24 protein-coding genes are annotated in these 25,153 nt (G+C 30.3%); 21 read left to right on the top strand and 3 right to left on the bottom strand.

Annotation, left to right across the window (positions count from 1 at the left end):
* Positions 1–44: 44 nt before the first annotated feature.
* The 21 genes from ccoN (at position 45) to ELQ11_RS05125 (ending at position 21,778) form a co-directional block, all read left to right on the top strand.
* A complete protein-coding gene (gene ccoN, locus ELQ11_RS05225) occupies positions 45–1,511 on the top strand; it encodes a cytochrome-c oxidase, cbb3-type subunit I (RefSeq protein ID WP_002862142.1) in 1,467 nt (488 codons plus the stop codon).
* Between the two features lie 12 nt (positions 1,512–1,523).
* Positions 1,524–2,189 (top strand): cytochrome-c oxidase, cbb3-type subunit II, encoded by a 666-nt coding sequence (gene ccoO, locus ELQ11_RS05220; RefSeq protein WP_002870875.1) that lies wholly within the window; start codon positions 1,524–1,526, stop codon positions 2,187–2,189.
* Positions 2,190–2,193: 4 nt separating this feature from the next.
* Positions 2,194–2,457: a cytochrome c oxidase, cbb3-type, CcoQ subunit gene (locus tag ELQ11_RS05215; protein ID WP_002870876.1), complete on the top strand. Its 264-nt coding sequence runs from the start codon at positions 2,194–2,196 to the stop codon at positions 2,455–2,457.
* The gene (locus tag ELQ11_RS05210; protein ID WP_002870877.1) at positions 2,457–3,320 is read left to right on the top strand and encodes a cbb3-type cytochrome c oxidase N-terminal domain-containing protein; all 864 of its coding nucleotides are present in this window, start codon (positions 2,457–2,459) and stop codon (positions 3,318–3,320) included. Before ELQ11_RS05215 ends, ELQ11_RS05210 begins: the two co-directional genes overlap by 1 nt.
* On the top strand, positions 3,317–3,538 hold the full coding sequence (locus ELQ11_RS05205) for a DUF4006 family protein (protein WP_072223679.1): 222 nt from the start codon (positions 3,317–3,319) through the stop codon (positions 3,536–3,538). The genes ELQ11_RS05210 and ELQ11_RS05205 overlap by 4 nt, the downstream gene beginning before the upstream one ends.
* Complete coding sequence (locus ELQ11_RS05200; RefSeq protein ID WP_002858872.1) at positions 3,535–3,636, top strand: hypothetical protein; 102 nt, start codon at positions 3,535–3,537, stop codon at positions 3,634–3,636. The genes ELQ11_RS05205 and ELQ11_RS05200 overlap by 4 nt, the downstream gene beginning before the upstream one ends.
* On the top strand, positions 3,633–4,235 hold the full coding sequence (locus ELQ11_RS05195) for a hypothetical protein (RefSeq protein ID WP_002870878.1): 603 nt from the start codon (positions 3,633–3,635) through the stop codon (positions 4,233–4,235). Before ELQ11_RS05200 ends, ELQ11_RS05195 begins: the two co-directional genes overlap by 4 nt.
* Positions 4,222–4,743, top strand: a complete 522-nt coding sequence (locus ELQ11_RS05190; RefSeq protein WP_002862138.1) for a FixH family protein — start codon at positions 4,222–4,224, stop codon at positions 4,741–4,743. The genes ELQ11_RS05195 and ELQ11_RS05190 overlap by 14 nt, the downstream gene beginning before the upstream one ends.
* Entirely contained in the window at positions 4,740–7,106 is a 2,367-nt protein-coding gene (locus ELQ11_RS05185; RefSeq protein ID WP_070298951.1) for a PD-(D/E)XK nuclease family protein, read from the top strand. The genes ELQ11_RS05190 and ELQ11_RS05185 overlap by 4 nt, the downstream gene beginning before the upstream one ends.
* Positions 7,103–9,868 (top strand): RecB-like helicase, encoded by a 2,766-nt coding sequence (locus ELQ11_RS05180; RefSeq protein ID WP_072223678.1) that lies wholly within the window; start codon positions 7,103–7,105, stop codon positions 9,866–9,868. Before ELQ11_RS05185 ends, ELQ11_RS05180 begins: the two co-directional genes overlap by 4 nt.
* Positions 9,869–9,951: 83 nt before the next feature.
* Positions 9,952–10,377 (top strand): 50S ribosomal protein L13, encoded by a 426-nt coding sequence (gene rplM / locus ELQ11_RS05175; RefSeq protein WP_002779321.1) that lies wholly within the window; start codon positions 9,952–9,954, stop codon positions 10,375–10,377.
* A 2-nt stretch (positions 10,378–10,379) separates the two neighbouring features.
* Positions 10,380–10,769 carry a 30S ribosomal protein S9 gene (gene rpsI, locus ELQ11_RS05170; RefSeq protein WP_002851459.1) on the top strand — a complete coding sequence of 130 codons (390 nt, stop codon included), beginning with the start codon at positions 10,380–10,382 and terminating at the stop codon, positions 10,767–10,769.
* Between the two features lie 124 nt (positions 10,770–10,893).
* Positions 10,894–11,853 carry a fibronectin-binding outer membrane protein CadF gene (gene cadF / locus ELQ11_RS05165; RefSeq protein ID WP_070233839.1) on the top strand — a complete coding sequence of 320 codons (960 nt, stop codon included), beginning with the start codon at positions 10,894–10,896 and terminating at the stop codon, positions 11,851–11,853.
* Positions 11,853–12,494, top strand: a complete 642-nt coding sequence (locus ELQ11_RS05160) for an HAD family hydrolase (RefSeq protein ID WP_002862133.1) — start codon at positions 11,853–11,855, stop codon at positions 12,492–12,494. Before cadF ends, ELQ11_RS05160 begins: the two co-directional genes overlap by 1 nt.
* 79 nt (positions 12,495–12,573) lie before the next feature.
* Complete coding sequence (nifJ, locus tag ELQ11_RS05155) at positions 12,574–16,134, top strand: pyruvate:ferredoxin (flavodoxin) oxidoreductase (RefSeq protein ID WP_002870883.1); 3,561 nt, start codon at positions 12,574–12,576, stop codon at positions 16,132–16,134.
* A gap of 23 nt (positions 16,135–16,157) precedes the next feature.
* The gene (locus ELQ11_RS05150) at positions 16,158–16,469 is read left to right on the top strand and encodes a hypothetical protein (RefSeq protein WP_002862131.1); all 312 of its coding nucleotides are present in this window, start codon (positions 16,158–16,160) and stop codon (positions 16,467–16,469) included.
* On the top strand, positions 16,447–17,859 hold the full coding sequence (gene mshL / locus ELQ11_RS05145) for a pilus (MSHA type) biogenesis protein MshL (RefSeq protein ID WP_002870886.1): 1,413 nt from the start codon (positions 16,447–16,449) through the stop codon (positions 17,857–17,859). The genes ELQ11_RS05150 and mshL overlap by 23 nt, the downstream gene beginning before the upstream one ends.
* Positions 17,852–18,460, top strand: a complete 609-nt coding sequence (locus tag ELQ11_RS05140; protein WP_002862129.1) for an ATP-binding protein — start codon at positions 17,852–17,854, stop codon at positions 18,458–18,460. Before mshL ends, ELQ11_RS05140 begins: the two co-directional genes overlap by 8 nt.
* 3 nt (positions 18,461–18,463) lie before the next feature.
* Positions 18,464–19,051, top strand: a complete 588-nt coding sequence (locus ELQ11_RS05135; protein WP_134225179.1) for a transformation system protein — start codon at positions 18,464–18,466, stop codon at positions 19,049–19,051.
* A complete protein-coding gene (locus ELQ11_RS05130; protein WP_134225178.1) occupies positions 19,041–20,600 on the top strand; it encodes a GspE/PulE family protein in 1,560 nt (519 codons plus the stop codon). Before ELQ11_RS05135 ends, ELQ11_RS05130 begins: the two co-directional genes overlap by 11 nt.
* Positions 20,597–21,778: a type II secretion system F family protein gene (locus tag ELQ11_RS05125; protein WP_126264994.1), complete on the top strand. Its 1,182-nt coding sequence runs from the start codon at positions 20,597–20,599 to the stop codon at positions 21,776–21,778. The genes ELQ11_RS05130 and ELQ11_RS05125 overlap by 4 nt, the downstream gene beginning before the upstream one ends.
* On the opposite strand, the gene ELQ11_RS05120 is transcribed toward ELQ11_RS05125, so the two are convergent.
* Genes ELQ11_RS05120 through flgK form a run of 3 tightly spaced genes read right to left on the bottom strand, consistent with a single transcriptional unit; the run spans position 21,771 to position 25,146 of the window.
* Entirely contained in the window at positions 21,771–22,535 is a 765-nt protein-coding gene (locus tag ELQ11_RS05120) for a TSUP family transporter (RefSeq protein WP_002855301.1), read from the bottom strand. The two genes, ELQ11_RS05125 and ELQ11_RS05120, sit on opposite strands and share 8 nt — an antisense overlap.
* Positions 22,536–22,538: 3 nt before the next feature.
* Entirely contained in the window at positions 22,539–23,303 is a 765-nt protein-coding gene (locus ELQ11_RS05115) for a TIGR02757 family protein (protein WP_126229029.1), read from the bottom strand.
* A 16-nt stretch (positions 23,304–23,319) separates the two neighbouring features.
* Positions 23,320–25,146 (bottom strand): flagellar hook-associated protein FlgK, encoded by a 1,827-nt coding sequence (gene flgK / locus ELQ11_RS05110; RefSeq protein WP_002870892.1) that lies wholly within the window; start codon positions 25,144–25,146, stop codon positions 23,320–23,322.
* Positions 25,147–25,153 lie beyond the last annotated feature (7 nt).

Genomic DNA, 25,153 nt, shown 5'->3' with positions numbered 1-25,153 from the left:
TCTATAATATTCTCTTGTTATCAAAAATTTTAAGGAGAAAGTCGATGCATCCAGGTAATGTATTAAATTACGACTATACGGTTGCAAGATATTTTATGTTTACAACCGTATTGTTTGGCATTGTTGGTATGGCTATAGGAACTCTTATAGCTTTTCAAATGGCATATCCTAACTTAAATTATTTAGCAGGAGAATATGCTACTTTTTCAAGACTTAGACCACTTCATACTTCAGGTGTGATTTTTGGTTTTATGCTTTCAGGGATTTGGGCAACTTGGTATTATATAGGTCAGCGTGTTCTTAAGGTAAGTATGGCTGAGTCAAGATTTTTAATGGCTGTTGGTAAGCTTCATTTTTGGCTTTATATGCTTACTATGGTTTTAGCTGTTATATCTTTGTTTATGGGTGTGACTACATCTAAAGAATATGCAGAGCTTGAGTGGCCTTTAGATATTCTTGTTGTTCTTGTTTGGGTTTTATGGGGTGTAAGTATTTTTGGACTTATTGGAATTCGCCGTGAAAAAACTCTTTATATTTCTTTATGGTATTATATAGCTACATTTTTAGGTATAGCTATGCTTTATCTTTTTAACAACATGGAAGTACCAACTTATTTTGTTACTGGAATGGGTAAATGGTGGCATAGTGTATCAATGTATGCAGGAACAAATGATGCTTTAGTACAATGGTGGTATGGACATAATGCTGTGGCATTTGTATTTACTGTGGGTATTATTGCTCAAATTTATTACTTCTTGCCAAAAGAAAGTGGTCAGCCGATTTTCTCTTATAAACTCTCTTTATTTGCATTTTGGGGCTTAATGTTTGTTTATCTTTGGGCAGGTGGTCACCATTTGATTTATTCAACTGTACCTGATTGGATGCAAACTATGGGTTCGGTTTTCTCTATAGTATTGATTTTACCTTCTTGGGGTTCAGCGATTAATATCTTACTTACTATGAAAGGTGAGTGGAGCCAGCTTCGCGAGAGTCCATTGATTAAATTTATGATTTTGGCATCAACTTTCTATATGTTCTCAACACTTGAAGGGCCAATTCTTTCAATTAAGTCTGTTAATGCTTTAGCACACTTTACAGATTGGATTCCAGGACATGTTCATGATGGAACATTAGGTTGGGTAGGATTTATGACTATGGCTGCTCTTTATCATATGACTCCTAGAGTTTTCAAAAGAGAGCTTTATAGCAAATCTTTAATGGAAGCTCAATTTTGGATCCAAACCACAGGTATAGTTCTTTATTTTGCTTCAATGTGGATTGCGGGTATTACTCAAGGTATGATGTGGAGAGCGACAGATGAGTATGGTAACTTGCTTTATAGCTTTATTGATACTGTTGTGGCTATTGTTCCTTATTATTGGATTAGAGCGATTGGTGGATTGTTGTATCTTATCGGTTTCTTTATGTTTACTTATAATATTTACAAAACAATTGCTTGTGGAAGAGTGCTTGATAAAGAACCAAAAAGCGCTTCGCCTATGGCAGCATAAAAAGGAGAAAATATGTTTAGTTGGTTAGAAAAAAATCCATTCTTTTTTGCTGTAGCTGTTTTTGTAGTGATTGCTTATGCAGGTATAGTTGAAGTTTTACCAAATTTTGCAGAAAATGCAAGACCAATTGAAGGTAAAAAACCTTATACGGTTTTACAACTTGCAGGGCGTGCAGTATATATTAAAGATAGTTGTAATGCTTGTCATTCACAGCTTATTCGTCCATTTAAATCAGAAACAGATCGTTATGGTATGTATTCTGTAAGTGGTGAATTTGCTTATGATAGACCTTTTCTTTGGGGTTCAAAAAGAACAGGACCTGATCTTGCTCGTGTAGGAAATTATAGAACAGTTGATTGGCATGAAAATCATATGTGGGATCCTACTTCTGTTGTTCCAGATTCTATTATGCCTTCATATAAGCATATGTTTAAAAATAATGCAGATATTGAAACTGCTTATGCTGAGGCTTTAACTGTGAAAAAAGTTTTCAATGTTCCTTATGATACAGAAAATGGAACAAAACTTGGTTCTTGGGAGGATGCACAAGCTGAAGTAAAAGCTGAAGCTCAGGCTATAGTTGATCAAATGAAAAATCAAGAAGTAAAAGATGCTTTTGCTAAAGGTGAAATCAAAGAAATAGTTGCTTTGATCGCTTATTTAAATAGCTTAAAGTAAGATGATGGAAGATTTATCAATAGTTTTTGATGTGATTAAAAATTTAATCACATTTGATTTAGCAACAGTCCAAAAACATGAGTGGGAGATTTTCCAAGGTTATGGTTTTTTTGCACTCGTTATGTTTTTGTCAATAGTATTATATGCGTATTGGTATCATTTATATAGAACAGAAAAAAAAGGCGAGAGAAATTATGAAAATTATGCAAACCTTGCCTTAAAAGATGATATTGATGATAGTGTATTAGAAAGTAAAAGGAGTGCTTAATGCAATGGTTAAATTTAGAAGATAATGTTAATCTCTTATCTTTAATTGGAGCTATTCTTATCATTTTAATCACACTAGTTATTGTGAGTAGAATGTTTAAGCAGATGAAAGAAAAAAAAGGCGAGTCAGAGCTTAGTGAACATAGTTGGGATGGAATAGGAGAGTATAAAAATGCTGTTCCTACTGGTTGGGCTGTGGTATTTTTCCTGACTATTGTTTGGGCTATTTGGTATTTTCTATGGGGATATCCTTTAAATTCTTTTTCAAGTATAGGTCAATACAATGAAGAAGTAGCAACTCATAATACAAAATTTGAAGAAAAATTTAAAAATTTATCTCCTGAAGATAAAATAGCAATGGGTCAAAATATCTTTTTAGTTCAGTGTTCAGCTTGTCATGGAATTACAGGCGATGGTATCAATGGTAAAGCTCAAAATTTAAATATTTGGGGTAGTGAAGAAGGTATAATCAATGTAATTAAACATGGTTCAAAAGGTATGAATTTTCCAGGTGGAGAAATGCTTGGTGCTGCTGATTTAGGTGTGGCAGAAGAAGATATTCCTGCTATTGCTGCTTATGTAGCAAAAGATCTTTCAGCTATTAAGAAAACTGCAAATGAAAATTTAGTAGCAAAAGGTAAAGAAGCTTATGCAACTTGTGCAGCATGCCATGGAGAAGATGGAAAAGGTCAAGATGGAATGTTCCCAGATCTTACAAAATACGGTTCTGCAGCTTTTGTAGTAGATGTTTTACATAGTGGTAAGGCTGGTTTTATAGGAACAATGCCGAGTTTTCCAACACTTAATGATATTCAAAAAGAAGCTGTTGGCGAGTATGTAATTTCTCTTTCAAGGGGTGAATGATGGAAAATAATAATAGATGCGTGTTTTCTCTTTCAGGTGTTACAGGTATGTTAATTGCTACGGTTTTATTACTTGCTATCTTAGTAGTTTTAACTATTTGGGGTCTTAAAGCTCAGCAAGAAGTGATGCAAAAGCCATATAGTCTTAAAGATGCACAAAGTGTAAAGATGTTTGGTTCAAAAGAACAAGATCATAGAAGTATAAAGGAAGCACAATGAGTAAGGCTTTGGAATATTTAATTGTTATTGGTTTAGTTGTTGCTGCTGCAATTACCGCTTGGTCGGTTTTAACTGTAAATCATCTTCATATAGGATGAAAAAAATATTACAAGATGGCTTTTTTTTAGCCATCTTTTTCTTTGTTTTATTGCCTTCTAGGGTTTTTGCTCTTGATGCTGTACTTTTTAATGAAAATATTTTAAGTCAAAAAGTAAGTAATGAAATTAATCTTATAGGAAAAGAGCTTTACCAAAAAAGTAATATTTTTATCGGCGTTATGGTTGGTGATGAAACTGAAATTGAAACTTTATTAAATAAACAAAAAGAACTTCCTCAATCTTATATATTGCTTCTTTTGTCAAAAAATTCTCACAAAGTTGATATAGTGGGCTCAAAAGGTGCTTTAGCTTTGATTGATAAAGAATCCGTGCTTAGTCCTTATCCTGGAACAGGATCTATTTTGCCGATATTAGCTACAAATAAAGGTGATATTTATAATGCTGCTATACTTAATGGTTATGCAGATATTGTAGATCGTGTGGCAAAATCCTTGGGATTACAATTAGAACATTCTATAGGTAATGCAAATCGTGATACTATCAATATCTTAAGAATACTTATCTATGGATTTATTTGCTTTGCATTGTTATACTATGCACAAAGAAGGATAAAGAGGAAAAAAAATGTTAGAAACTAAAAGAAGTTTTTGGCCTTATGGTATTTTGCTTTCACTTTTGGCTATAATTATTGCTTGTATTGTAACGATTTTTATAGCAAGTCACCATCCTGTATATGAGGATGATTTTTATTTTGACTCTTATCAAAATGTTGAAAATAATTACAATCAAATACAAAAACAACAAGTAAATTTTGATAAATTTTTTAAAGTAAATTTTCAAAATGATAAAATCACTTTTATAGGTAAAAGAAAAATTCCTAGTTATGAAGTGGATCAAAATTCCTATGTTGCAAATTTTAAAATTTCTGCATTACAAAATATAAATTCTGATGATTTAAAAGTTCAAGTTCTTCTTACAAGACCATTCACTAAAAATTTTGATCAAAAGTTAGAAGGACAAGTTAAAAATGGAATTTTAAGTATCGCTTTGCCTAAATTAGATAAAGGTAGATGGGAGCTTAAGCTAAAGTTTTATGCAAATCAAGAAACAGTGGGTTTTTTTAGCTACGAATTAAATGCTCAATGAAATTAAGAATTTTTAGTTCTTCAAGACAAATTAGAGAGTATTATAACCAAAAAAAACAGCAAAATGCTTTATTAGATAGTGCTATTCATATAGGTGAATTTTTAGATAAAGTTTGTTTGAGTAATTTTCATAAGGCAAGTTCTTATGAAAGCTTGCTTTTAATGCAAGAAGCTTGTCTAAAAAGTAAGGATTTAGAAAAAAAACTAGGAATTTCTGTAGAATTTTTTGCTTTTTTGAAAAACAATGAATATCTTTTTTCCTTTTTCAAAGAACTTAGTTTAGAAAAAAAAAGCATAGAAGATCTTAAAAATAATGATTATTATGCCACCTATAATGAACATTTGGAAATTTTAGATGAGGTATATAAGAATTATCTTGCTTTGCTTGAAAAGAAATCTTTTTATGATGATCTTTCTTTGCCTAAAAATTACACTCTTAATAAAGATTTTTTAGATGAGTATGAAGCTATAGTTTATGATTTGCAAGGTTTTTTGAGTAAATTTGAAGAAAATTTATTAAGTGAAATTTCTCAGATTAAAGAAGTGGTTTTAAGTTTTAAAACGAGTAAATTTAATCTCGAATATCTTTTAAAACTTGATTTTTTAAAAACATTTGATTTAAAAATAAACACTCATTATGAAATCAATCTTTCAAAACAAGAGATTTTAAAAGAAGAAATTTTTAAAACAAAAAATTCAAAAATTAAACTCAAATCTTTTGAATTAAGGGCTTTACAATGCGCTTTTGTTATGGATGAAATTTCACATTTTGTACGCAAAGGTTTAAAGTCTGAAAATATTGTAGTTATAACTCCAGATGAAAGTTTTTGTGAGTTTTTAAGACTTTTTGATAAAGACAATATGCTTAATTTTGCAAGTGGGATTAGTATTAAAGAAAGTTTATTTTATCAAAAATTTCAAGCACTTTATGAAAGTGCTAGTAGTGCTTCTTTTGTTTATAAAAATCAAGAGGATTATTTTGAAGACACGCAGATGATTTTTGATTATCACAATACGCTTTTACATTCTTTAAAGCTTGATTTTATAGAGTTTAAAAAGTATTTTGATGAGAAATGTGATTTTGAATATTTTGAAAAATTACTTGCTTTATTTTTAGAAAATGAAAAGCAAGAGCTTATTTATTTGATACGAAAAGAACTTTATTTTATTAAAGATTTATTGAAAAATCAGTCTTTAACTCTTAAAGAGTTGATCCATCTTTTTTTCATGCAAATTTCACAACTTTCCCTTAGTGATGTAGGTGGAGGTAAGGTTACGGTAATGGGACTTTTAGAAAGTCGTGGGCTTTGTTTTGATGGGGTGATTTTGGTTGATTTTAATGAAGAATTTATTCCTAAAAGAAGTGTTAATGAACTTTTTTTAAACAATGAAGTGCGTAAAAAAGCAGGATTGATTAGCTATGATAGAAGAGAAAATTTACAAAGATTTTATTATGAAAGCTTGATGAAGAATGCTTTAGAAATAAGTATTTGCTTTGTGGAAAATGAAGAAAAAAGCAAATCACGTTTTTTAGATGAACTTGATTTTGACTTTTTTTATGAAACCCATATTCACCAAAAAGCTTATCTTAATGCTTTAAAATTAGACTATGAGGGCATAAAACCTAATCTAACTCCTATAAAAGCTCCTATTTTAAAGCATAATCCTTTCGAGTTCCCGCTTTCTTTTAGTCGTTTTAATTTATTGGAAAATCAAAAAAGAACTTATTATTATCGCTATATTTTAAATTTAGCAGAACCTAGGGTTTTAAGCGAGGAAAGTAAAGCGAAAAATCAAGGAAATTTCATCCATAAAATGCTTGAAATTTATTATAAAAATTATGCAAATAATGATTTTGATATAAAAGTTTTTACAAATTTATTGGATAAAGAATATCAAAAATACAATATCAGCGAACTTGATCTTGAAGTGTTTAAATTAAAATTTATACAATTTGCTAAAAATGAAAAAGAGCATTTTTCAAAAGGCTTTTATGTCGCACATACAGAGCTTGAGTTAAATAATATTTTAAAGCTTGGAGCAGATAGTATAAAACTTAAGGGCACTATAGATCGTATCGATAGTTCAAAAGAAGGTAATTTGATTATTGATTATAAAAGTGGAAAAGTGCCAAGTAATTCTTATCAACTTGCTTTTTACCAGGCTTTATATGATGAAAATGCAAGCGTGGGTTTTTATGATTTAAATAGTATGCAAATATTACATCAAAAAGCCAAAAGTTTAGATGAGCTAAGAGAAAGACTTAAAGATTTAGTTCTTATGAGCAAGGAAGAAATAGAGTTTGAAAATGAACAAGATGAGTATTGTCCTTATAAACTCATTTATAAAAAGGAATTAAAATGAGTCAATTTGAGCCTTTTTTGGCATTAGAAGCGAGTGCAGGAAGTGGAAAAACCTTTGCTTTGAGTGTGCGTTTTGTAGCACTTATTTTAAAAGGAGCTAGGATTAATGAAATTTTAGCTTTAACTTTTACTAAAAAAGCTGCTAATGAAATGCAAAAAAGAATTATTGAGACTTTTTTAAATTTAGAAAAAGAAAATAAAACCAGTGAATGCAATGAGCTTTGCAAGCTTTTAGGTAAAGATAAAGAAGAGCTTATTTCTTTAAGAGATGCTAAAAAAGAAGAATTTTTAAGAACAGAGTTAAAAATCAGTACTTTTGATGCTTTTTTCGGAAAAATTTTGCGTGTTTTTGCTTTAAATTTGGGCTTAAGTAGTGATTTTACAATGAGTGAAGAGAAGCTTGATGTAAGAGAGATTTTTTTAAAACTTCTTAAAAAAGATGAATTAAAAGATTTGGCTTATTATATTAATTTAGTTGATGAGAAAGAAAATTTTTTTAACGAGCTTGAAAAATTTTATGAGAATGCTTATTTTCAAAATCTTCCTAAAATTCCAAATCCATCTAAAGCTTATATCAATAAAGCTTATAGTGAGTTAAGAAGTTATTGTTTGGGTCTTACTCATGTAAAAAATTATAAAAATTTGTGTGACAATTTTAAAAGTGAAGTTTTAGATTTGTCTGTATTTATGCAATCAAGCTTTATGACAAAATTTGAAAGTACAAAATATTTGCAAGATTTAGAAAGCACTAACTTGCATTTTAGCGCAAAAAGAATGGAGCTTATAAATGCTTTAAATACTTATGCTATAGAGCTTGAAAATTATAAAATTGCTAATTTAATGAATCTTTTAAATCATTATAGTGAAGCTAAAAATATATTTCATAAAGATAAAAATACTTTAAATTTCCAAGATGTGAGTAAAAAAGTTTATGAGTTAATAACCAGTGAATTTAAGGATATGATTTATTTTCGCTTAGATGGTTTTATTTCGCATTTGCTTATTGATGAATTTCAAGATACAAGCGTGATCCAATATCAAATTTTACGCCCTTTGATTGCTGAGCTTGTTTCAGGGGAAGGAGTTAAGAAAAATCGCACTTTTTTTTATGTAGGAGATAAAAAACAAAGTATTTATCGCTTTCGTAAAGGAAAAAAAGAATTATTTGATTTGTTAAAACAAGAATTTGATCAAATTAAAAGTGACAGTTTAAATACTAACTATCGTTCTAAAGAGCTTTTGGTTGATTTTGTTAATGAAACTTTTAAAGAAAAAATCAAAGATTATAAAGAGCAATTTGCCTTAGAAAGCAAAAAAGGCGGTTTTGTGCGTATTGTGGAATCTAAAGAACAAAAGGTTAAAAACCAAGCTCAAGAAATCAAGGAAAAGACTTTAGAAACTTTATTTGAGCAAGTTAATTTTTTAAGATCTAAAAATATTTCTTATGATGATATTTGTATTTTGTGTTGGAAAAATAGCGATGCAGATATGGTTTTGGATTTTTTAAGAGAGCAAAATATTCCTGCATTTACTCAAAGCAATGTTTTACTTGAAAATAAAGCAAGCGTAAGACTTGTTTTAGAATATGCTAAATATTGTATTTTTGGTGATGAGTTTTACTTGGTATTTTTAAAAGAACTTTTAGGTTTTGAGCCGAGAAAAATCACCCTTGATTTTTCAAAAAATGCTATGGAAAATGTACTTTTTTTAATAAAAGAATTAAAACTTGATTTAAATGATATAGCTTTAATGCAATTTATCGAATATGCTAAAACTAAGGAAAATTTTTTAAAGCTTTTATTTGAGCCTTGTACTTTGAAAATAGTAAGCGAGCAAAATATGGGTATTAGTATTATGAGTGTGCATAAATCTAAGGGTTTGGAATTTGATCATGTGATTTTGCTAGATAGTTTATCTAAAAACAATTCAAACAATGAAGATATCATGCTTGAATATGATATCAATCAAGGTTGGCAACTCCATATTAAGGATAAAATTCGAGAGCTTACTAAAGAGCCTATTTATACCCTTTTTAAAGAAAATATTACAAGAGCAAATTATGAAGATGATATCAATAAACTTTATGTGGCTTTTACAAGAGCTAAGGAAAGTTTGATTATCATAAAAAGAAACGAAGAAAGTGTAAATGGAAATTATCCAAGTTATTTTAAGGGGGGATTTTTAAATATACATTCTCAAGAGAGAGGTTTTTTAGAAAGCAAAGAGCAAATTTTAAGTGTTAAAAAAGAAAGTATTCAAGCTTTACAAAAATTTGAAAAAATTAGCCCACAAGAAGTTCAAAGTGAAGAAAAGCTTGATAGTAAAGAGTTATATTTTGGAAATGCTTTTCACTTTTTTATGCAAAATTTAAAACTCCCTAAGGGTGAAAATTTTCAAATACTTACTCAAAGATGCAAGAGCAAATTTAGGCATTTTTTAGATGAGAGTGATTTTGAAAAGCTTTTTAAAAGAATTGAAATTTTGCTGAAAAATACTCAATTTCAAAATTTAATTAGCGATGGAAAGCTTTTAAAAGAGCAAGCTTTGAGTTTTAATGGAGAAATTAAACAATTAGACTTGCTTGCTCTAAAAGATGAAGAAGCTTTCATAATTGATTATAAAACAGGTCTTGCTATGCAAGATAAACATAAAGAGCAAGTAAGAACTTATAAGATTGCCATTAGTGAAATTTTAAAAAAAGATAAAGTGCGTGCTTTTATAGTTTATTGTTTGGAAAATGAAATTCAAATTTTGGAAATATAAACTTTATTTTTACTTAAATTAAGTAAAAATTAATATTATTTTTTATACAATCACATTTTAAATTTTTGGCAAAGGTAAAAATTATGACAAAGATAACAAAGCCAAACGAAGTAAAACGAGAATGGATTGTTTTAGACGCAGAAGGCAAACGCTTTGGTCGTCTTTTAACTGAAGTAGCAACAATTTTGAGAGGTAAAAACAAGCCTTGCTTTACTCCAAATGTTGATTGTGGTGATTATGTAATTATCATCAATGCTTCAAAAGCTGTATTTACAGGTGCTAATAAAGCAGAAGATAAGCTTTATCATAGACATTCAGGATATTTTGGAAGTGTAAAAAGCGAAAAATTTGGTGATTTACTTGAAAAAAATCCTGCAAAATTATATAAATTAGCAGTTAGAGGTATGCTTCCTAAAACAAATTTGGGCAGAGCTATGCTTAAAAAATTAAAAATTTATGCGGGTAGTGAGCACCCACACACTGCGCAAATTGCTAAAGAAGGAAAATAATCATGGCAACAACATACGCAACAGGTAAGAGAAAAACTGCTATCGCAAAGGTATGGGTAAAACCAGGTAGTGGTAAAATTAGTGTTAATGGTGTTGATTTAAACACTTGGCTTGGTGGACACGAGGCGATTAAGCTTAAAGTGGTTCAACCTTTACTTGTGACTAAACAAGAAACTTCAATGGATATTAAAGCAACTACTTTAGGCGGGGGCTATAGTGCTCAAGCTGAAGCTTTAAGACATGGAATTTCAAGAGCTTTAGCAGCTATGGATGCTGATTTTAGAGCTTTATTAAAACCTAAAGGACTTCTTACTAGAGATAGTAGAACTGTTGAGCGTAAAAAATATGGACGCCGCAAAGCAAGAAGAAGCCCGCAATTCTCTAAACGTTAATATTTTTGGTGGGATTTTCCCACCTTTCTACAATTTTTTATAAAACTTATCCTTTTTTCTGTCATTTATGATATAATTGCAAAATTTAAATTTTTATTTTATAACACAATGAAAGGTTTTTTCTATGAAAAAAATATTATTATGTTTAGGTTTGGCAAGTGTTTTATTCGGTGCTGATAACAATGTAAAATTTGAAATCACTCCAACTTTAAACTATAATTACTTTGAAGGTAATTTAGATATGGATAATCGCTATGCACCAGGGATTAGACTTGGTTATCATTTTGACGATTTTTGGCTTGATCAATTAGAATTTGGGTTAGAGCATTATTCTGATGTTAAATATACAAATACAAATAAAACTACAGATATTACAAGAACTTATTTGAGTGCTATTAAAGGTATTGATGTAGGTGAGAAATTTTATTTCTATGGTTTAGCAGGTGGAGGATATGAAGATTTTTCAAATGCTGCTTATGATAATAAAAGCGGTGGATTTGGACATTATGGCGCGGGTGTAAAATTCCGTCTTAGTGATTCTTTGGCTTTAAGACTTGAAACTAGAGATCAAATTAATTTTAACCATGCAAACCATAATTGGGTTTCAACTTTAGGTATTAGTTTTGGTTTTGGTGGCAAAAAGGAAAAAGCTGTAGAAGAAGTTGCTGATACTCGTCCAGCTCCACAAACAAAATGTCCTGTAGAACCAAGAGAAGGTGCTTTGTTAGATGAAAATGGTTGCGAAAAAACTATTTCTTTGGAAGGTCATTTTGGTTTTGATAAAACTACTATAAATCCAACTTTTCAAGAAAAAATCAAAGAAATTGCAAAAGTTTTAGATGAAAATGAAAGATATGATACTATTCTTGAAGGACATACAGATAATATCGGTTCAAGGGCTTATAATCAAAAGCTTTCAGAAAGACGTGCTAAAAGTGTTGCTAATGAACTTGAAAAATATGGTGTAGAAAAAAGTCGCATAAAAACAGTAGGTTATGGTCAAGATAATCCTCGCTCAAGCAATGATACTAAAGAAGGTAGAGCGGATAATAGAAGAGTGGATGCTAAATTTATTTTAAGATAATGAATAAAACTATTTTATTTGATTTAGATGGCACTTTAATTGATTCTACTGATGCTATTTTAAATTCTTTCCAAGGAGCTTTTAAAGCCCTTGGGTTAACTTCTAAAAATAATGAAGAAATCAAAAATCTCATAGGTTATCCTTTAGAGCAAATGTTTAGAATGCTTTATCCAGATAAAGTAAATTTAAGTAAAGAATTTGTATTAGCTTATCGTGAAATTTATGCACAAATTTATTTAGAACAAACCACTCTTTTGCCTAAAGTAAAAGAAGCATTAGAACTTGGAAGCAAAATTGCAGATCTTGGCATAGTTACAACAAAAGGAGGTAAATTTACTCCGATTTTACTTGATTATTTGGGAGTTAAAAAATTCTTTAAAACTTTAATTACTCTTGAAGATGTCACAAATCCAAAGCCAAGTTCTGAACCTATAATTTTAGCTTTAAAAAGACTCAATAAAACTCAAGAAAATGCCTATATGATAGGCGATACAATACTAGATATTCAAGCTGCAATTTCTGCTAATATCACTCCTTTGGCCTTAACTTGTGGCTATGGCAATGAAAATGAATTAAAAGCTCATTCTATGGTATTTTTAAATGCATATGAGGCTGTTAATTATATAGCTAGATTAAACTAATTTCAAGTTTTCGTTAAACGCCTTTTAAGAGAATTTATAGTAAATTGATAGCTAAAAAACAATATAAAGGAAGGTCTCAATGGGTAAAATTATGAAAACTATGGACGGAAATGAGGCTGCTGCATACGCTGCGTATGCTTTTACTGAAGTTGCTGGAATTTATCCTATTACACCTAGTTCTCCTATGGCTGATTACACCGATATGTGGGCAGCTGCAGGCAAAAAAAATCTTTTTGGAGTTCCTGTAAAAATCGTAGAAATGCAAAGTGAAGCAGGTGCTGCAGGTAGTGTGCATGGATCTTTACAGGCTGGGGCTTTGACTACAACTTATACAGCTTCTCAAGGATTACTCCTTAAAATTCCAAATATGTATAAAATAGCAGGTCAATTACTCCCCTGTGTAATCCATGTAGCAGCGCGTTCTTTGGCTGCTCAAGCTTTGTCTATCTTTGGTGATCATCAAGATATTTATGCGGCAAGACAAATTGGTTTTGCTATGCTTTGTTCGCATTCCGTGCAAGAAACCATGGACTTAGCTGGTATAGCACATTTAGCTGCAATTAAGGGAAGAGTGCCATTTTTGCATTTTTTTGATGGTTTTAGAACAAGCCATGAAATTCAAAAAGTTGAAGTAATGGATTATGCACATTTTGATAGATTATTAGATAGAGAAGCTTTGCTTGAATTTAGAAATAATGCTTTAAATCCAGAAAATCCAAAAACACGCGGAACAGCACAAAATGATGATATTTATTTTCAAACTAGAGAAGTAAGCAATCGTTTTTATGATGCTTTGCCTGATGTTGTTAATGAATATATGCAAGAAATTTCAAAAATCACAGGTAGAGAATATAAACCATTTACTTATTATGGACATAAAGAGCCAGAGCGTGTGATTGTTGCTATGGGTTCTGTGACTCAAGCACTTGAAGAAGTGGTAGACTATCTTAATGCTAAGGGTGAAAAGGTAGGGATTTTAAAAGTTTATCTTTATCGCCCATTTAGCTTAAAATATTTCTTTGATGTTATGCCAAAATCAGTGAAAAAAATCGCAGTTTTAGATAGAACCAAAGAACCAGGAAGTCTTGGGGAGCCACTTTATCTTGATGTAAAATCAGCTTTCTATGGAAGAGAAAATGCTCCTGTTATAGTGGGTGGAAGATACGGACTTTCTTCAAAGGATGTTGATCCTGCTCAAATGATAGCAGTATTTGAAAATCTTAAACTTGATAATCCAAAAGATGGCTTTACTGTAGGTATAGTTGATGATGTAACTCATACTTCACTGAGTACTGGAGAGAAAATTTCACTTGGAGATGAAAGTACGATCGAATGTTTATTTTACGGACTTGGTGCTGATGGAACTGTGGGCGCAAATAAAAACTCGATTAAAATCATCGGGGATAAAACGGATTTTTACGCTCAAGCTTATTTTGCTTATGATTCTAAAAAATCAGGGGGTTATACAAGAAGCCATTTAAGATTTTCTAAAAAACCTATCCGTTCAACTTATCTTGTTTCAACTCCGCATTTTATCGCTTGTTCAGTAGCGGCTTATTTGGAAATTTATGATGTTTTAGCAGGAATTCGTAAAGGTGGAACTTTCCTTTTAAATAGTATTTGGAATGCTGAAGAAACCATAAGACAACTTCCAGATGCAGTAAAGAAAACTTTAGCTGAAAAAGAAGTAAATTTTTATATCATCAATGCAACCAAACTAGCTCGTGATATAGGTTTGGGAAATCGTACAAATACCATTATGCAATCAGCCTTTTTTAAACTTGCAAAAATCATTCCTTATGAAGACGCACAAAAATACATGAAAGAGCTTGCGTATAAATCTTATAGTAAAAAAGGCGATGCTATTGTAGAAATGAATTACAAAGCTATTGATGTGGGGGCTGATGGACTTGTAAAAGTTGAAGTGGATCCAAATTGGAAAAATTTAGAGCTTAAAGAAAAAGAACAAACCAATGCCTATAAAGGCACTGAATTTGTTGAAAAAATCGTAAAACCTATGAACGCAGCTAAGGGTGATGATTTGCCTGTTTCAGCCTTTTTAGGTTATGAAGATGGAAGTTTTGAACACGGCACAACCGAATACGAAAAACGCGGTGTTGGGGTTATGGTACCAAGATGGATAGAAGCAAATTGTATCCAATGTAATCAATGTGCTTCAGTTTGTCCACATGCTGTTATTAGACCATTTTTGATTAATGATGAAGAAATGGCAAATGCACCTCGCGGTGTAAAAGATCATGCTTTAGAAGCTAAAGGGACCAAAGGAGAAAAATTAAGCTTTAAAATTCAAGTTTCTCCACTTGATTGTACAGGCTGTGAGCTTTGTGTTCATGAGTGTCCTACTAAAGAAAAATCTTTGGTTATGGTACCACTTCAAGAAGAGATGGATTTTGGTGAGCAAGAAAATGCGGATTATTTATTTAAAGAAATCACATACAAAGATGATATTTTAAATAAAGAAACCACAAAAGGAGCGCAATTCGCCCAACCTTTATTTGAATTCCATGGAGCTTGTCCTGGATGTGGAGAAACTCCTTATATCACTTTAATTACAAGATTGTTCGGTGAAAGAATGATTGTGGCTAATGCGACAGGTTGTAGTTCTATTTATGGGGGTTCAGCTCCATCAACTCCTTATAGAAAAAGTGTGAAAAATGGACATGGTCCTGCTTGGGGAAATTCACTTTTTGAAGACAATGCTGAGTTTGGTTTGGGTATGAAAATTGCAACTGAAAACACAAGACACCGCATTGAACATATCATGAATGAAAGTATGCAAGAAGTTCCAAATGCTTTATCAGCCCTTTTTAAAGATTGGATTGCAAATAAAGATAATGGTGCTATGTCTGTGGAAATTAAAGATAAAATGATCCCTATTTTAGAGCAAAATAAAAATATTAAAGCGGTGCAAGATATATTAGAGCTTAAACAGTATTTAAGTAAAAAATCTCACTGGATTTTTGGTGGTGATGGTTGGGCTTATGATATAGGCTATGGCGGACTTGATCATGTTTTAGCAAGTGGAGAAAATGTAAATATTTTAGTGCTTGATACAGAAGTTTATTCTAATACAGGCGGTCAAAGTTCAAAATCTTCTAGAACAGGAGCTGTAGCACAGTTTGCAGCAGCAGGTAAACCTATACAGAAAAAAGACTTGGGTCAAATTGCTATGACTTATGGTTATATTTTTGTAGCACAAGTAAATTCAACGGCAAATTATACTCATCTTATCAAAGCTATCACTGCAGCTGAAGCTTATGATGGACCATCTTTGGTGATTTGTTATTCTCCTTGTATAGCTCATGGTATTAAAGGTGGGCTGGGTTACTCAGGAGAGCAAGGTGAGCTTGCTACAAAGTGTGGTTATTGGCCACTTTATACCTTTGATCCTCGTTTAGAAGAACAAGGAAAAAATCCTTTAACTCTAACAGGAAAAGAGCCTGATTGGGATCTATATGAGCAATTTTTAATGAATGAAGTGCGTTATAATTCACTTAAAAAAGCAAATCCTGAACACGCTGCTGAGCTTTTTGAACGCAATAAAAAAGACGCTCAACGTCGCTATAGACAGCTTAAGCGTATCGCTATGGCTGATTATAGCAATGAGGTTGAAAGCTGATAAAATATATTTTTAGTGCTACATTGTGTTTTAGCACTTTGTTTGCACAAGATAATTTTGAAGAGTATTTTAAACTTATAGATAAAGAAAATCGCATAAATTTTAATACTCTTCAAAACCCATTTGTGAATCCTACTTTTGAAAAATTAAGACATATTAAAATTACTGCAATTATGCTTGATAAAGTAAAAATTTATGATCGATGGTATAAAAAAGGTGATATGATTGATGATGCTATAATACATGAAATAAATACTAAAGAGATTAAATTCCAATATGATAATTTAGAAATTGCAATCCAAATAAATAAAAATGATAAGATTAATATTAATTAACATTCTTTTTTGCCATTATCTTTATGCTTTAGATTGTCAAAAGCGTCTTTTTGATATCAGTATTAATGAAAAATTAAGCATACAAGAAAGTCTTGATGAGCTTGCAAAATATTGTTCTTTTAGTATTATTGTTAAAGATAAAATTGCCAAAGAAAAATTAGAAACATTGCAAAATTCTGTCAATATTCATCAAATGAGTTTAGACGAAATTTTTAATTTTTTTATCAAAGAGCATGATCTTAGCTATGATTTTGATGGTAAAATTTTAAGAATTTCAGGCATTAATACGAAGATTTTTAAGATAAGTTATATCACTTCTATCAGAGAAGGACAAAGCATAACTAAAGCGTCTGTAGACGCTAAACCAAGGCAAAGTGAATATAGCGGTAGTTTTGATGACGCAGAAGACAATATGATTAAAAGTATGGAAAAATTTGATTTTTGGCAAAATATAGAAAAAGAGATTATTGTATTATTAAAAAATTCTCATGAAGATTATGAGGCTAAAACTCCCATTATAAATCCCAATGCAGGTCTTATTATAGTAACTGGAACAAATTCTCAGTTAAAAAGTGTGAAAAATTATTTGCAAAAACTAGAAAATCGTCTTAAAAAACAAGTTATTATCGATGTTAGCATACTTGCTGTGAGTTTAAATGAAAGCCATTCTAGTGGGATTAATTGGCAAAATTTTAATATAGGTTTAAATTCACAAGTAAATAATGAAAATTCTTTTATTCAGTTTCAAAATGGGCAAGGTTTTGTTAAGAATTTGGGTTTAAGGGCAAATTTAAATTTTGATTCTATTATTAACTTTCTTTCTCAAAATGGAAAAACTAGCGTGCTTTCTAATCCAAAGCTTATGGCTTTAAACAACCAACAAGCCATTATTTCTGTAGGCGATACTATAAATTATCAAGTCAAAGAAAGTTCTAAAGGCACTGAAAATGGGACTACTGTTAGTGAAAGTTATAATAATTATTCTATTTTTGTAGGCATTTTACTCAATATCTTGCCTGAAATTTCTGATGATGGAAAAATAATGCTTAGGATTAATCCAAGCTTAAGTGATTTTAAGTATCCAGAAGATAATAAACGACAAAAAGAGCCAAGAACTATTGCTCCTGATACTATACAAAAAAAGCTTTCTAGTGTTGTGCAAGTGGAGAATAATCAAACTTTAATTTTAGGTGGATTGATTTCTCACGATAAATCTAATGAGAAAAATTCTATCAATTTTCTATCAAAAATTCCAATCCTAGGTTCTTTGTTTGAAGGAGAAGTTTTAAATTCTAAAGCAACTGAAATTGTTTTTATTATCACTCCAAGTATAGTAGATAGTGTAAACGCTCCAAGTCTTAAAGATCTAGGATTTAAGCATTATGAGTAAAATTATTCCATTTAGAGAAGAAATTTTTCATCAAATCAATCAAATTTTAGAAAGCCAAAAAGCTTTTATTTTTTTATGGGGAAAAAGCGGTAGTGGTAAAAGTGTATTGTTGCAAAGATTGGCAAAAAAATATAATGTTGATTTTATTAATGAAAATTTTAAAGATCAGAGTTTCTTAAAAGAAAAAATTGAGTTTTTGATTTCACAAGGCCAGAGTTTAATTATTCTTGATGAAGTGGGAATGTATGATTATGCAATGCTAGAAAGCATCAGGATTTATAGTGATTCTATAAGTTTTGTTTTAAGTTCTCATAAAAAGTTGAATATACTTAAAAAAGAGCATTTTAAAAGTCGCTTAAGTGCTTGTTTTGAATTGAAAAATATTAGTCTTTTAGAACTTGATGATTATATTAAATTGAAATTTGGAATGAATTTTTCAAATAAATGTCTTAAGTTTTTACAAAAAATTTCTCAAGGAAATTTAAGATATATTGATAAAACTTTAAAAAGTTTTTACGAGATAAATAGTTTTTTCGATAAAAACAAAAGTCAAGAGTATATTTTAAAGCTTAGTGCTTTAGAGAATGGCTTATTAAGGTAAGATATGCAAGAAAGAATTAAAGAGCTTGAGCTTAGGTATAAATATTTTTTACTTAAAAAATATTTAAAATATTTATTTTTAATTGTTTTAATCTTAGTAATAGCATTTTGTTTTTTTGTGCTAATGCAAAAATATAATAAGCAAAAAAATATTTATTTGCAAGCTATTGAACATAAAAAGCATTTAGAGCAAAAGATTCTTCAAGCACAAATTTTACAAGAAAAAAATAAGATTTCTAGGGAAAAGTTATATAAAGAACTAGAAGAAGTTAAAGCGGTGCAGGAAAATACACATATTAGTAAGATAGAAATTGATTCTAAAATTTTAAATATTTCTGATTTAAAAAAATCTTTTTATCGAAATCCAAGCTATGAAAAGGCATTAAATTTAGCTAAGAAGTATTTTGATATTAAAGCCTATCAAAAGACAATATTTTGGGCTTTAAAAGCCAATGAACTTGACAAGCAAAAACAAGATTCTTGGCTGATTTTTGCTCAGGCTAAAAGAGCTTTAGGCGAAGAAAAAGAAGCTCAAAATGCTTTAGATGCTTATATAAATTATTATGGTTTAATGGAATTAGATGGAAAGTAGAATGGATAAAATTTTTCAAGCTTATATTGATAATGAAATGAGTCTTGATGAAATTTGCACTAAATTTAATATCACTTCTTGGGATTTTTTTAAAAAATTAGCAAATTTTTGTAATTTACATTTTGTTGATTTAGATGAAGATAATGATTTTATTTATGAAGGTATACCTTTTTCTTTACTTTTAAAATTTAAATTTCTGCTTATTAAAAACAATGACGGCTTTATGATTATTAGATCCAAACCTTGTTCTTTAGAGCTTTTAGAGCAAGTTAAGACTTTTATGATTTGTGAAAAAATCGTCACTGCAATTGCCGATGAATTAAAGATAGCTAAAATTTTAAATCAAATTCGTATTCAAGAGGAGATTAAAAGATTAAGCATTAAGCTTAGACTTGAATGGCAAGAAAATCAAAAAAGAGATGATCAAAGTTGCATCAGTCAAATTTTTGATTTTTTATTACATGAAATTTTATCTTTTCATGCGAGTGATATTCACATAGAAGCAAGGAATGATGATGCTTTGATTAGGTTTAGGGTTGATGGAATTTTGCGTGAATTTGCTATTTTTGAGAAGGATGTTTATGAAGCTTTGGTTTTTCATGTCAAATTTTTAGCTTGTTTGAATTTAGCTGAATCAAGAAAAACACAAGATGGAAGTTTTGAATTAGATTTTGAAAATGAAAGATATGATTTTCGTGTTTCATGTTTGCCTTTGATTTATGGCGAAAGTGTTGTTATAAGAATTTTAAAACATGATAAAGAAATTTTGGATTTGTATAAACTAAATCTTGGAGATAAAAATTTAGAAATTTTAAAAAAGATTTTACATCGTCCCAATGGAATGATTTTATTAACCGGCCCTACTGGCAGTGGTAAAAGTACAACTTTATACGCGTGTTTAAATGAGTTGAAAAGTATTGAAAAAAAGATTATTTCAGCAGAAGATCCTATAGAATATAAAATTCCTTTAGTGCAGCAAATTTTGCTCAATTCAAAAGTTGGAGTCGAGTTTAATAGTGTTTTAAGAGCAATTTTAAGGCAAGATCCTGATATTATCATGATAGGAGAAATTCGCGATGAAGAAAGTTTAGATATTGCACTTAAAGCTTCTTTAACAGGTCATTTGCTTTTAAGCACCTTGCATACTAATGATGCTCTTAGTACCATTGATAGGCTTTTGGATATGCAAGCAAAAAGTTACTTGATAGCATCGGCTTTGAGACTTGTTATAGCACAGCGTTTGGTTAGAAAACTTTGTCCTTGGTGTAAGCAAAAAAGCAAAAAATATTATATTGAATTTGAAGGTGAATTTTTTGAACCAAAAGGATGTGAGCGTTGTCATCATAGTGGATTTTTTGGCAGAGAATTAATCGCTGAGTGCTTAGAGATCAATGAAGATTTAGCTTGTGCAATTAGGGAAAATCAAGATAAAACGATTTTAATGGAGCTTGCAAAAAAATATGGCTTTCAAACTATGTTTGAACAAGGTTTAAAAAAAGCCAAAGAAGGTCTTACAAGTATAGATGAGCTTTTAAGGGTTGTAAGATGAAATTTTATGAAGTAGAATTTCTTAAAAACAATCAAAATTATACAAAAACTATAAAAGCTGAAAATTTAAATATAGCACAAGCAAAAGCCTTATCAAAGAATTGGAAAATCATTGATATAAAAGAAATTCAAAAATCTAATTTTCAGAGATTAAAGGATGAAAATTTTATACTCTTTTTTAAAGAGTTGGCTTTGTTGTGTGAAGTTGGATTAAGTGTTCAAGAAGCGATTAGAGAATTATATCTTATGCATTCTTGCAAGATTATGAAAAAAATATTAGACAATTTAATTTTAGCCCAAAATTTAAATCAAGCTTTTGAAAATGCTAATTTTGGATTAAATCGTGCGGAGCTAGCTTTGATAAAAACGGCTGAAAAGACAGGAAAAATCAGCGAAGTGTTTAGTCAAATTTCTAAACTTCGAGAAAAAAGCTTAGAGACTCAAAAACAATTAAAAAAGGCTTTTAGATATCCTACTTTGGTTTTTTTAAGTATTATCGGAGCATTTTTGTTTTTAATGCTTTTTGTAGTGCCTAATTTTAAAGATTTATTTGAAAATTTAGGCGCGAGTTTACCTTTTATCACACATGTAATGTTAGAAATTTATATTTTTTTAGATGACTATGGAATTTTTTGCATATTTTTGTTTGTTATTTTTATTGTTATGCTTATTTTAGCTTATAAAAATTTTCATTCTTTTGCTTTTTCTTGCGATTTTTTATTTTTAAAAATACCTTTGATTTCTCGTTTGATTATTTATAATCAAAATTATTATTTTTTTATGGTTTTTTCTTTGCTTTTAAAAAATGGAATTTCAATATCTAAAGCTTTTGATTTAGCTATTATAGGGCTTGAAAATAAATTTTTAATTTTTCAGTATAAAAAACTTTTTAGTTTTATAGATTCTGGTCTTGAGTTAAGTCAGGCTTTTAAAAAGATTGATATTTTTGATTCTTTGGTATTTTCTATGCTTAGTGTTGCGATGAAAAGCGGAAGACTTGAAGTGTTAAGTGAAGAAATTGCCAAATATTATCAACAAAAAAGCGAAAATTTAATGGATAGATTTTTGATTTTTTTAGAGCCTATGATGACTTTATTTGTGGCGCTTTTAGTTTTGTTTTTGGCTTTAGGTATATTTTTACCTATGTGGGAGCTTAGCTCAGGGGTCAATTTTAACTAAAATAATCCCAAGCTACTTTAATGATAGTAGCTCCTACAACGATTAAAAATAAAGTTTTTATAAACTTTCCATTAGTTTTTAATACAAGTTTTGAGCCTAAATAAGCTCCTAAAACTTGTCCTACGCCCATAAGCAAGCCTACAGCCCATAAAAGTTCGTATTGCCATAAAAATATAGCAAGAGCAATGATATTACTAGTGAAATTTAAAATTTTAGTATTAATGCTTGCTTTTCTCATATTAAAACCTAGTAGCATCACACAAGCAAAAATCCAAAATGAACCCGTTCCAGGCCCTAAAAATCCATCATAAAATCCTAAAGTTAAGCCACAAATTAAATGAAAAATTTTGATATTTTTTATTTTAGGTTCACTTTCGTGTTTGCCTAAGTTAGGACGTAAGGCTGTATATAAGAAAGTAAGAGTTAAAAAGATTAAGATAATAAGCTTTAATTGCTCATCTTTTACAAAAAGAACGCTATAACTTCCTATAGCTGCTCCTAAGGCTGTAAAAAAAACACCCCAAGCAAGATGAGGTAGAGTGGTGGATTTAAAATAAGTTAAAGTAGCCGTAAAAGAACCAAAGACGCTTTGGAGTTTGTTTGTTGCTAAGGATAAATGCGCAGGAATTCCACAGGCTATGAGTGCTGGTAGAGTAATAAGCCCTCCTCCACCTACAATAGAATCTATAAAACCAGCAAAAAGAGCTACAAAAAAAAGTATGAAATAATAAATTGTATCTAAGTGCTCAAAGCCCATTTTTCACTCCTTAAATTTGTCAATTTCCTTACTTTGCCCTAAACGATAGAGTGCAAAGTCATATTTTATGGGATCATTTGCATCTAATTTTTTTAAATTTTGCGTGAGTTCTAAAACACTTTTATAATCATATATTTTACGCTTTAGAAGTCCTAAAGTCAAGGAAATTTTATGTGTATGTGTATCAAGTGGAATTAAAAGATCTTTGGTGTGAATTTTGGTAAAAAGTCCAAGATCAAGTTCATCTTTTCTAACCATCCATCTTAGATACATATTATAGCGTTTAAGAGGTGAAGTAGGGGTGTTTTGCCAAATTTTTCCAAAGAAAAAATCATACCCATAACTTGAATATGAATTTAAGGTTTTGATTTTTTGCATAAAAGCTAAGATGGCATCTGTGGTATTTTCTCTTTTTTGATAGGCTTGATAAAAAAGTTCGTAGAGTGAAATTTCATTTTTAAGTCTTGAAAGAGTGATAAAAATTTCTTGTATATCTTTCTCATTTTGGAAGCGGTATTTTAAATTTTTAAGTTCTTTTTTTATTTGTTTTTCTTGAAGGTTTAATAAAGAAAAATCAAGTTTTTTTAGAAAATTTAATATTTTTTTAGCATTTCCATAGGCAAATAAAGCACAAATTAAGGCAATAAATTCATCATTGTGAATTTTAGCAATTTGCAAAGGATCTGGAGTTTCAAAAAGGGAATGATTGGTATTTTTTTGATTGGCTAAAAAATCAAGCTTAGCTTTAAGATGGATAAAATTTTTCACTTGATATTGCTAGAGCTTAAGATTTAAGCCCTAGTAAGGTATCAAGCATTTGATCTACGGTTGAGACGATTTTTGCTGCAGCACCGTAACTTGATTGGTATTGTATAAGAGCGGCTAATTCTTCATTTGTATTTACGCCACTTTTAGATTGGTATTCGCTATAAACAGAATTATAAAGAGTTTCATTGCTTGAATTTACAACATTGTTATTTTCACCATCTGAGGCTATTTTACCTGTAAGTTTGCGGTAATATTCTTCCATAGTAAGATTATCGATAGTACCATCTTCATTATAAAAATTAACTTTATCATATTGAAGTTGGATGATTTTATTTGCCATGTCATTGCCACTATCAACCCCATTTGAGCTTGCTCTTACTGTGCTTGGATCATTTAAGATAGAATCTTTTACTTTCATGTCACTTGCATCGGTTCCGCTGAAAAAACCACCTATGCTAAACGCACCTGCGAAATTTGTGCCCTTATCTTCAATGGCTACTTTAAAACCTGATTTTGCATTGATTTGAAATAAACCATCTCCAGTTTTTGCATCGTAGCTAAAACTTGCATTGATATGATCATCAACATCATTATTTGCATTGTGATCGTTATTATCATCTGTATTAGCATTGATTTGACGCATGATATCATTCATGGTTGTATTTACATCTATGGTGATGGTTTTGGTGAGTTTTTTATCGCCTTTATCATCATAAATGACAATATCAAAACTTCCTGGTTGTATGGTTCTGTCGTAATTAACTAAAGGAATATCTCCCTTAAGTCCAGATAGATAATCAGAAGTAACAGAACTTTTCGCAGAACTCGCATAAAGATTGTTAGTTTCATTGATCATGGTCTTGGCAAAAGTATCTAAAGAATCCATATAACCTTGGATAATTCCATCTTCATATTTTCCTTCGCTTTTGCTATAGTTTCTACCGCGTAAGTCAAGTTGAGCACCAAGCTGTCCACCGTTAATCTTTGCAGTAAGATCGCGAACTTTTTCATCAGGAGTTTCATAATAAATGCTATAAGATTTATTCTTATCATCATAATCAAGCTTTAAAGGATGAAAATTTATCCCATCTACTATACTAAAACCTTCTATACTTAGATTGTATTGATGTCCTGGATCAGTGATGGTTGTATCAAGGCGATTGTCTTGATTGATTTCATTTTTGCTTGCAACTGCACTAACTAGCTTTGAAAGGGTAAGTTCAAGTTCATCTCTTCTATCCCTAAGCTCATTTGCGTGTTCTGTTGGTAAGGCTTCTTGTCCATAAATTTGTTTATTTATAGTAGCAATTTCTTCACCGATTCTATTAATCTCATCAACCGTATTTTTAATATCATCATTTACTTTTTTTTGGATTTTATCCAAGGTTGCAAAAGTGTTATTAACGCTTTCTGTTAAGGTTTGAGAAGCTTTCACAAGGGCTATTTTTGTGGCATTTTCATTGGGATTAGATGCAAAATCATTCCAAGCTTTGTTATAATTTTCTAAATCTTTCAAAATTCCAGTATTTTGTAAGTCTGGAAAACGCTGAGCGATTTCTTGTAAGGTTGAAGCCATATATTTAGTGTATTCTAGTTGGTTTGATGCACCTTTTAATTTATAGTAAGAATACTCATCATGCAAACGCACTATACTTTCTATAGCAGTTCCTGTGCCTACTTGAACTCCACCTGTGGTAATATACCCATTTGTAGTTTGCACTACTCTTTGGCGTGTATAAAAAGTTGCATTAGCATTTGAGATATTATTTCCAGTTGTTGCGATTTGAACTTCGCTTGCCTTTAAGCCTGTAACACCTGTGTATAATGTTCCAAAAATACCCATTATAAAT

The sequence above is a fragment of the Campylobacter sp. US50a genome, from assembly GCF_004379015.1.
GTDB classification, from domain to species: Bacteria; Campylobacterota; Campylobacteria; order Campylobacterales; family Campylobacteraceae; genus Campylobacter_D; species Campylobacter_D jejuni.
The sequence above is the reverse complement of the archived record's forward strand: the minus strand, read 5'-3'. Positions and strand labels throughout refer to the sequence as shown.

Coding starts and splice junctions, on each gene's coding strand:
- ccoN (WP_002862142.1), top strand. CDS start 45: ATGCATCCAGGTAATGTATTAAATTACGACTATACGGTTGCAAGATAT.
- ccoO (WP_002870875.1), top strand. CDS start 1,524: ATGTTTAGTTGGTTAGAAAAAAATCCATTCTTTTTTGCTGTAGCTGTT.
- ELQ11_RS05215 (WP_002870876.1), top strand. CDS start 2,194: ATGGAAGATTTATCAATAGTTTTTGATGTGATTAAAAATTTAATCACA.
- ELQ11_RS05210 (WP_002870877.1), top strand. CDS start 2,457: ATGCAATGGTTAAATTTAGAAGATAATGTTAATCTCTTATCTTTAATT.
- ELQ11_RS05205 (WP_072223679.1), top strand. CDS start 3,317: ATGATGGAAAATAATAATAGATGCGTGTTTTCTCTTTCAGGTGTTACA.
- ELQ11_RS05200 (WP_002858872.1), top strand. CDS start 3,535: ATGAGTAAGGCTTTGGAATATTTAATTGTTATTGGTTTAGTTGTTGCT.
- ELQ11_RS05195 (WP_002870878.1), top strand. CDS start 3,633: ATGAAAAAAATATTACAAGATGGCTTTTTTTTAGCCATCTTTTTCTTT.
- ELQ11_RS05190 (WP_002862138.1), top strand. CDS start 4,222: ATGTTAGAAACTAAAAGAAGTTTTTGGCCTTATGGTATTTTGCTTTCA.
- ELQ11_RS05185 (WP_070298951.1), top strand. CDS start 4,740: ATGAAATTAAGAATTTTTAGTTCTTCAAGACAAATTAGAGAGTATTAT.
- ELQ11_RS05180 (WP_072223678.1), top strand. CDS start 7,103: ATGAGTCAATTTGAGCCTTTTTTGGCATTAGAAGCGAGTGCAGGAAGT.
- rplM (WP_002779321.1), top strand. CDS start 9,952: ATGACAAAGATAACAAAGCCAAACGAAGTAAAACGAGAATGGATTGTT.
- rpsI (WP_002851459.1), top strand. CDS start 10,380: ATGGCAACAACATACGCAACAGGTAAGAGAAAAACTGCTATCGCAAAG.
- cadF (WP_070233839.1), top strand. CDS start 10,894: ATGAAAAAAATATTATTATGTTTAGGTTTGGCAAGTGTTTTATTCGGT.
- ELQ11_RS05160 (WP_002862133.1), top strand. CDS start 11,853: ATGAATAAAACTATTTTATTTGATTTAGATGGCACTTTAATTGATTCT.
- nifJ (WP_002870883.1), top strand. CDS start 12,574: ATGGGTAAAATTATGAAAACTATGGACGGAAATGAGGCTGCTGCATAC.
- mshL (WP_002870886.1), top strand. CDS start 16,447: ATGATAAGATTAATATTAATTAACATTCTTTTTTGCCATTATCTTTAT.
- ELQ11_RS05140 (WP_002862129.1), top strand. CDS start 17,852: ATGAGTAAAATTATTCCATTTAGAGAAGAAATTTTTCATCAAATCAAT.
- ELQ11_RS05135 (WP_134225179.1), top strand. CDS start 18,464: ATGCAAGAAAGAATTAAAGAGCTTGAGCTTAGGTATAAATATTTTTTA.
- ELQ11_RS05130 (WP_134225178.1), top strand. CDS start 19,041: ATGGAAAGTAGAATGGATAAAATTTTTCAAGCTTATATTGATAATGAA.
- ELQ11_RS05125 (WP_126264994.1), top strand. CDS start 20,597: ATGAAATTTTATGAAGTAGAATTTCTTAAAAACAATCAAAATTATACA.
- ELQ11_RS05120 (WP_002855301.1), bottom strand. CDS start 22,535: ATGGGCTTTGAGCACTTAGATACAATTTATTATTTCATACTTTTTTTT.
- flgK (WP_002870892.1), bottom strand. CDS start 25,146: ATGGGTATTTTTGGAACATTATACACAGGTGTTACAGGCTTAAAGGCA.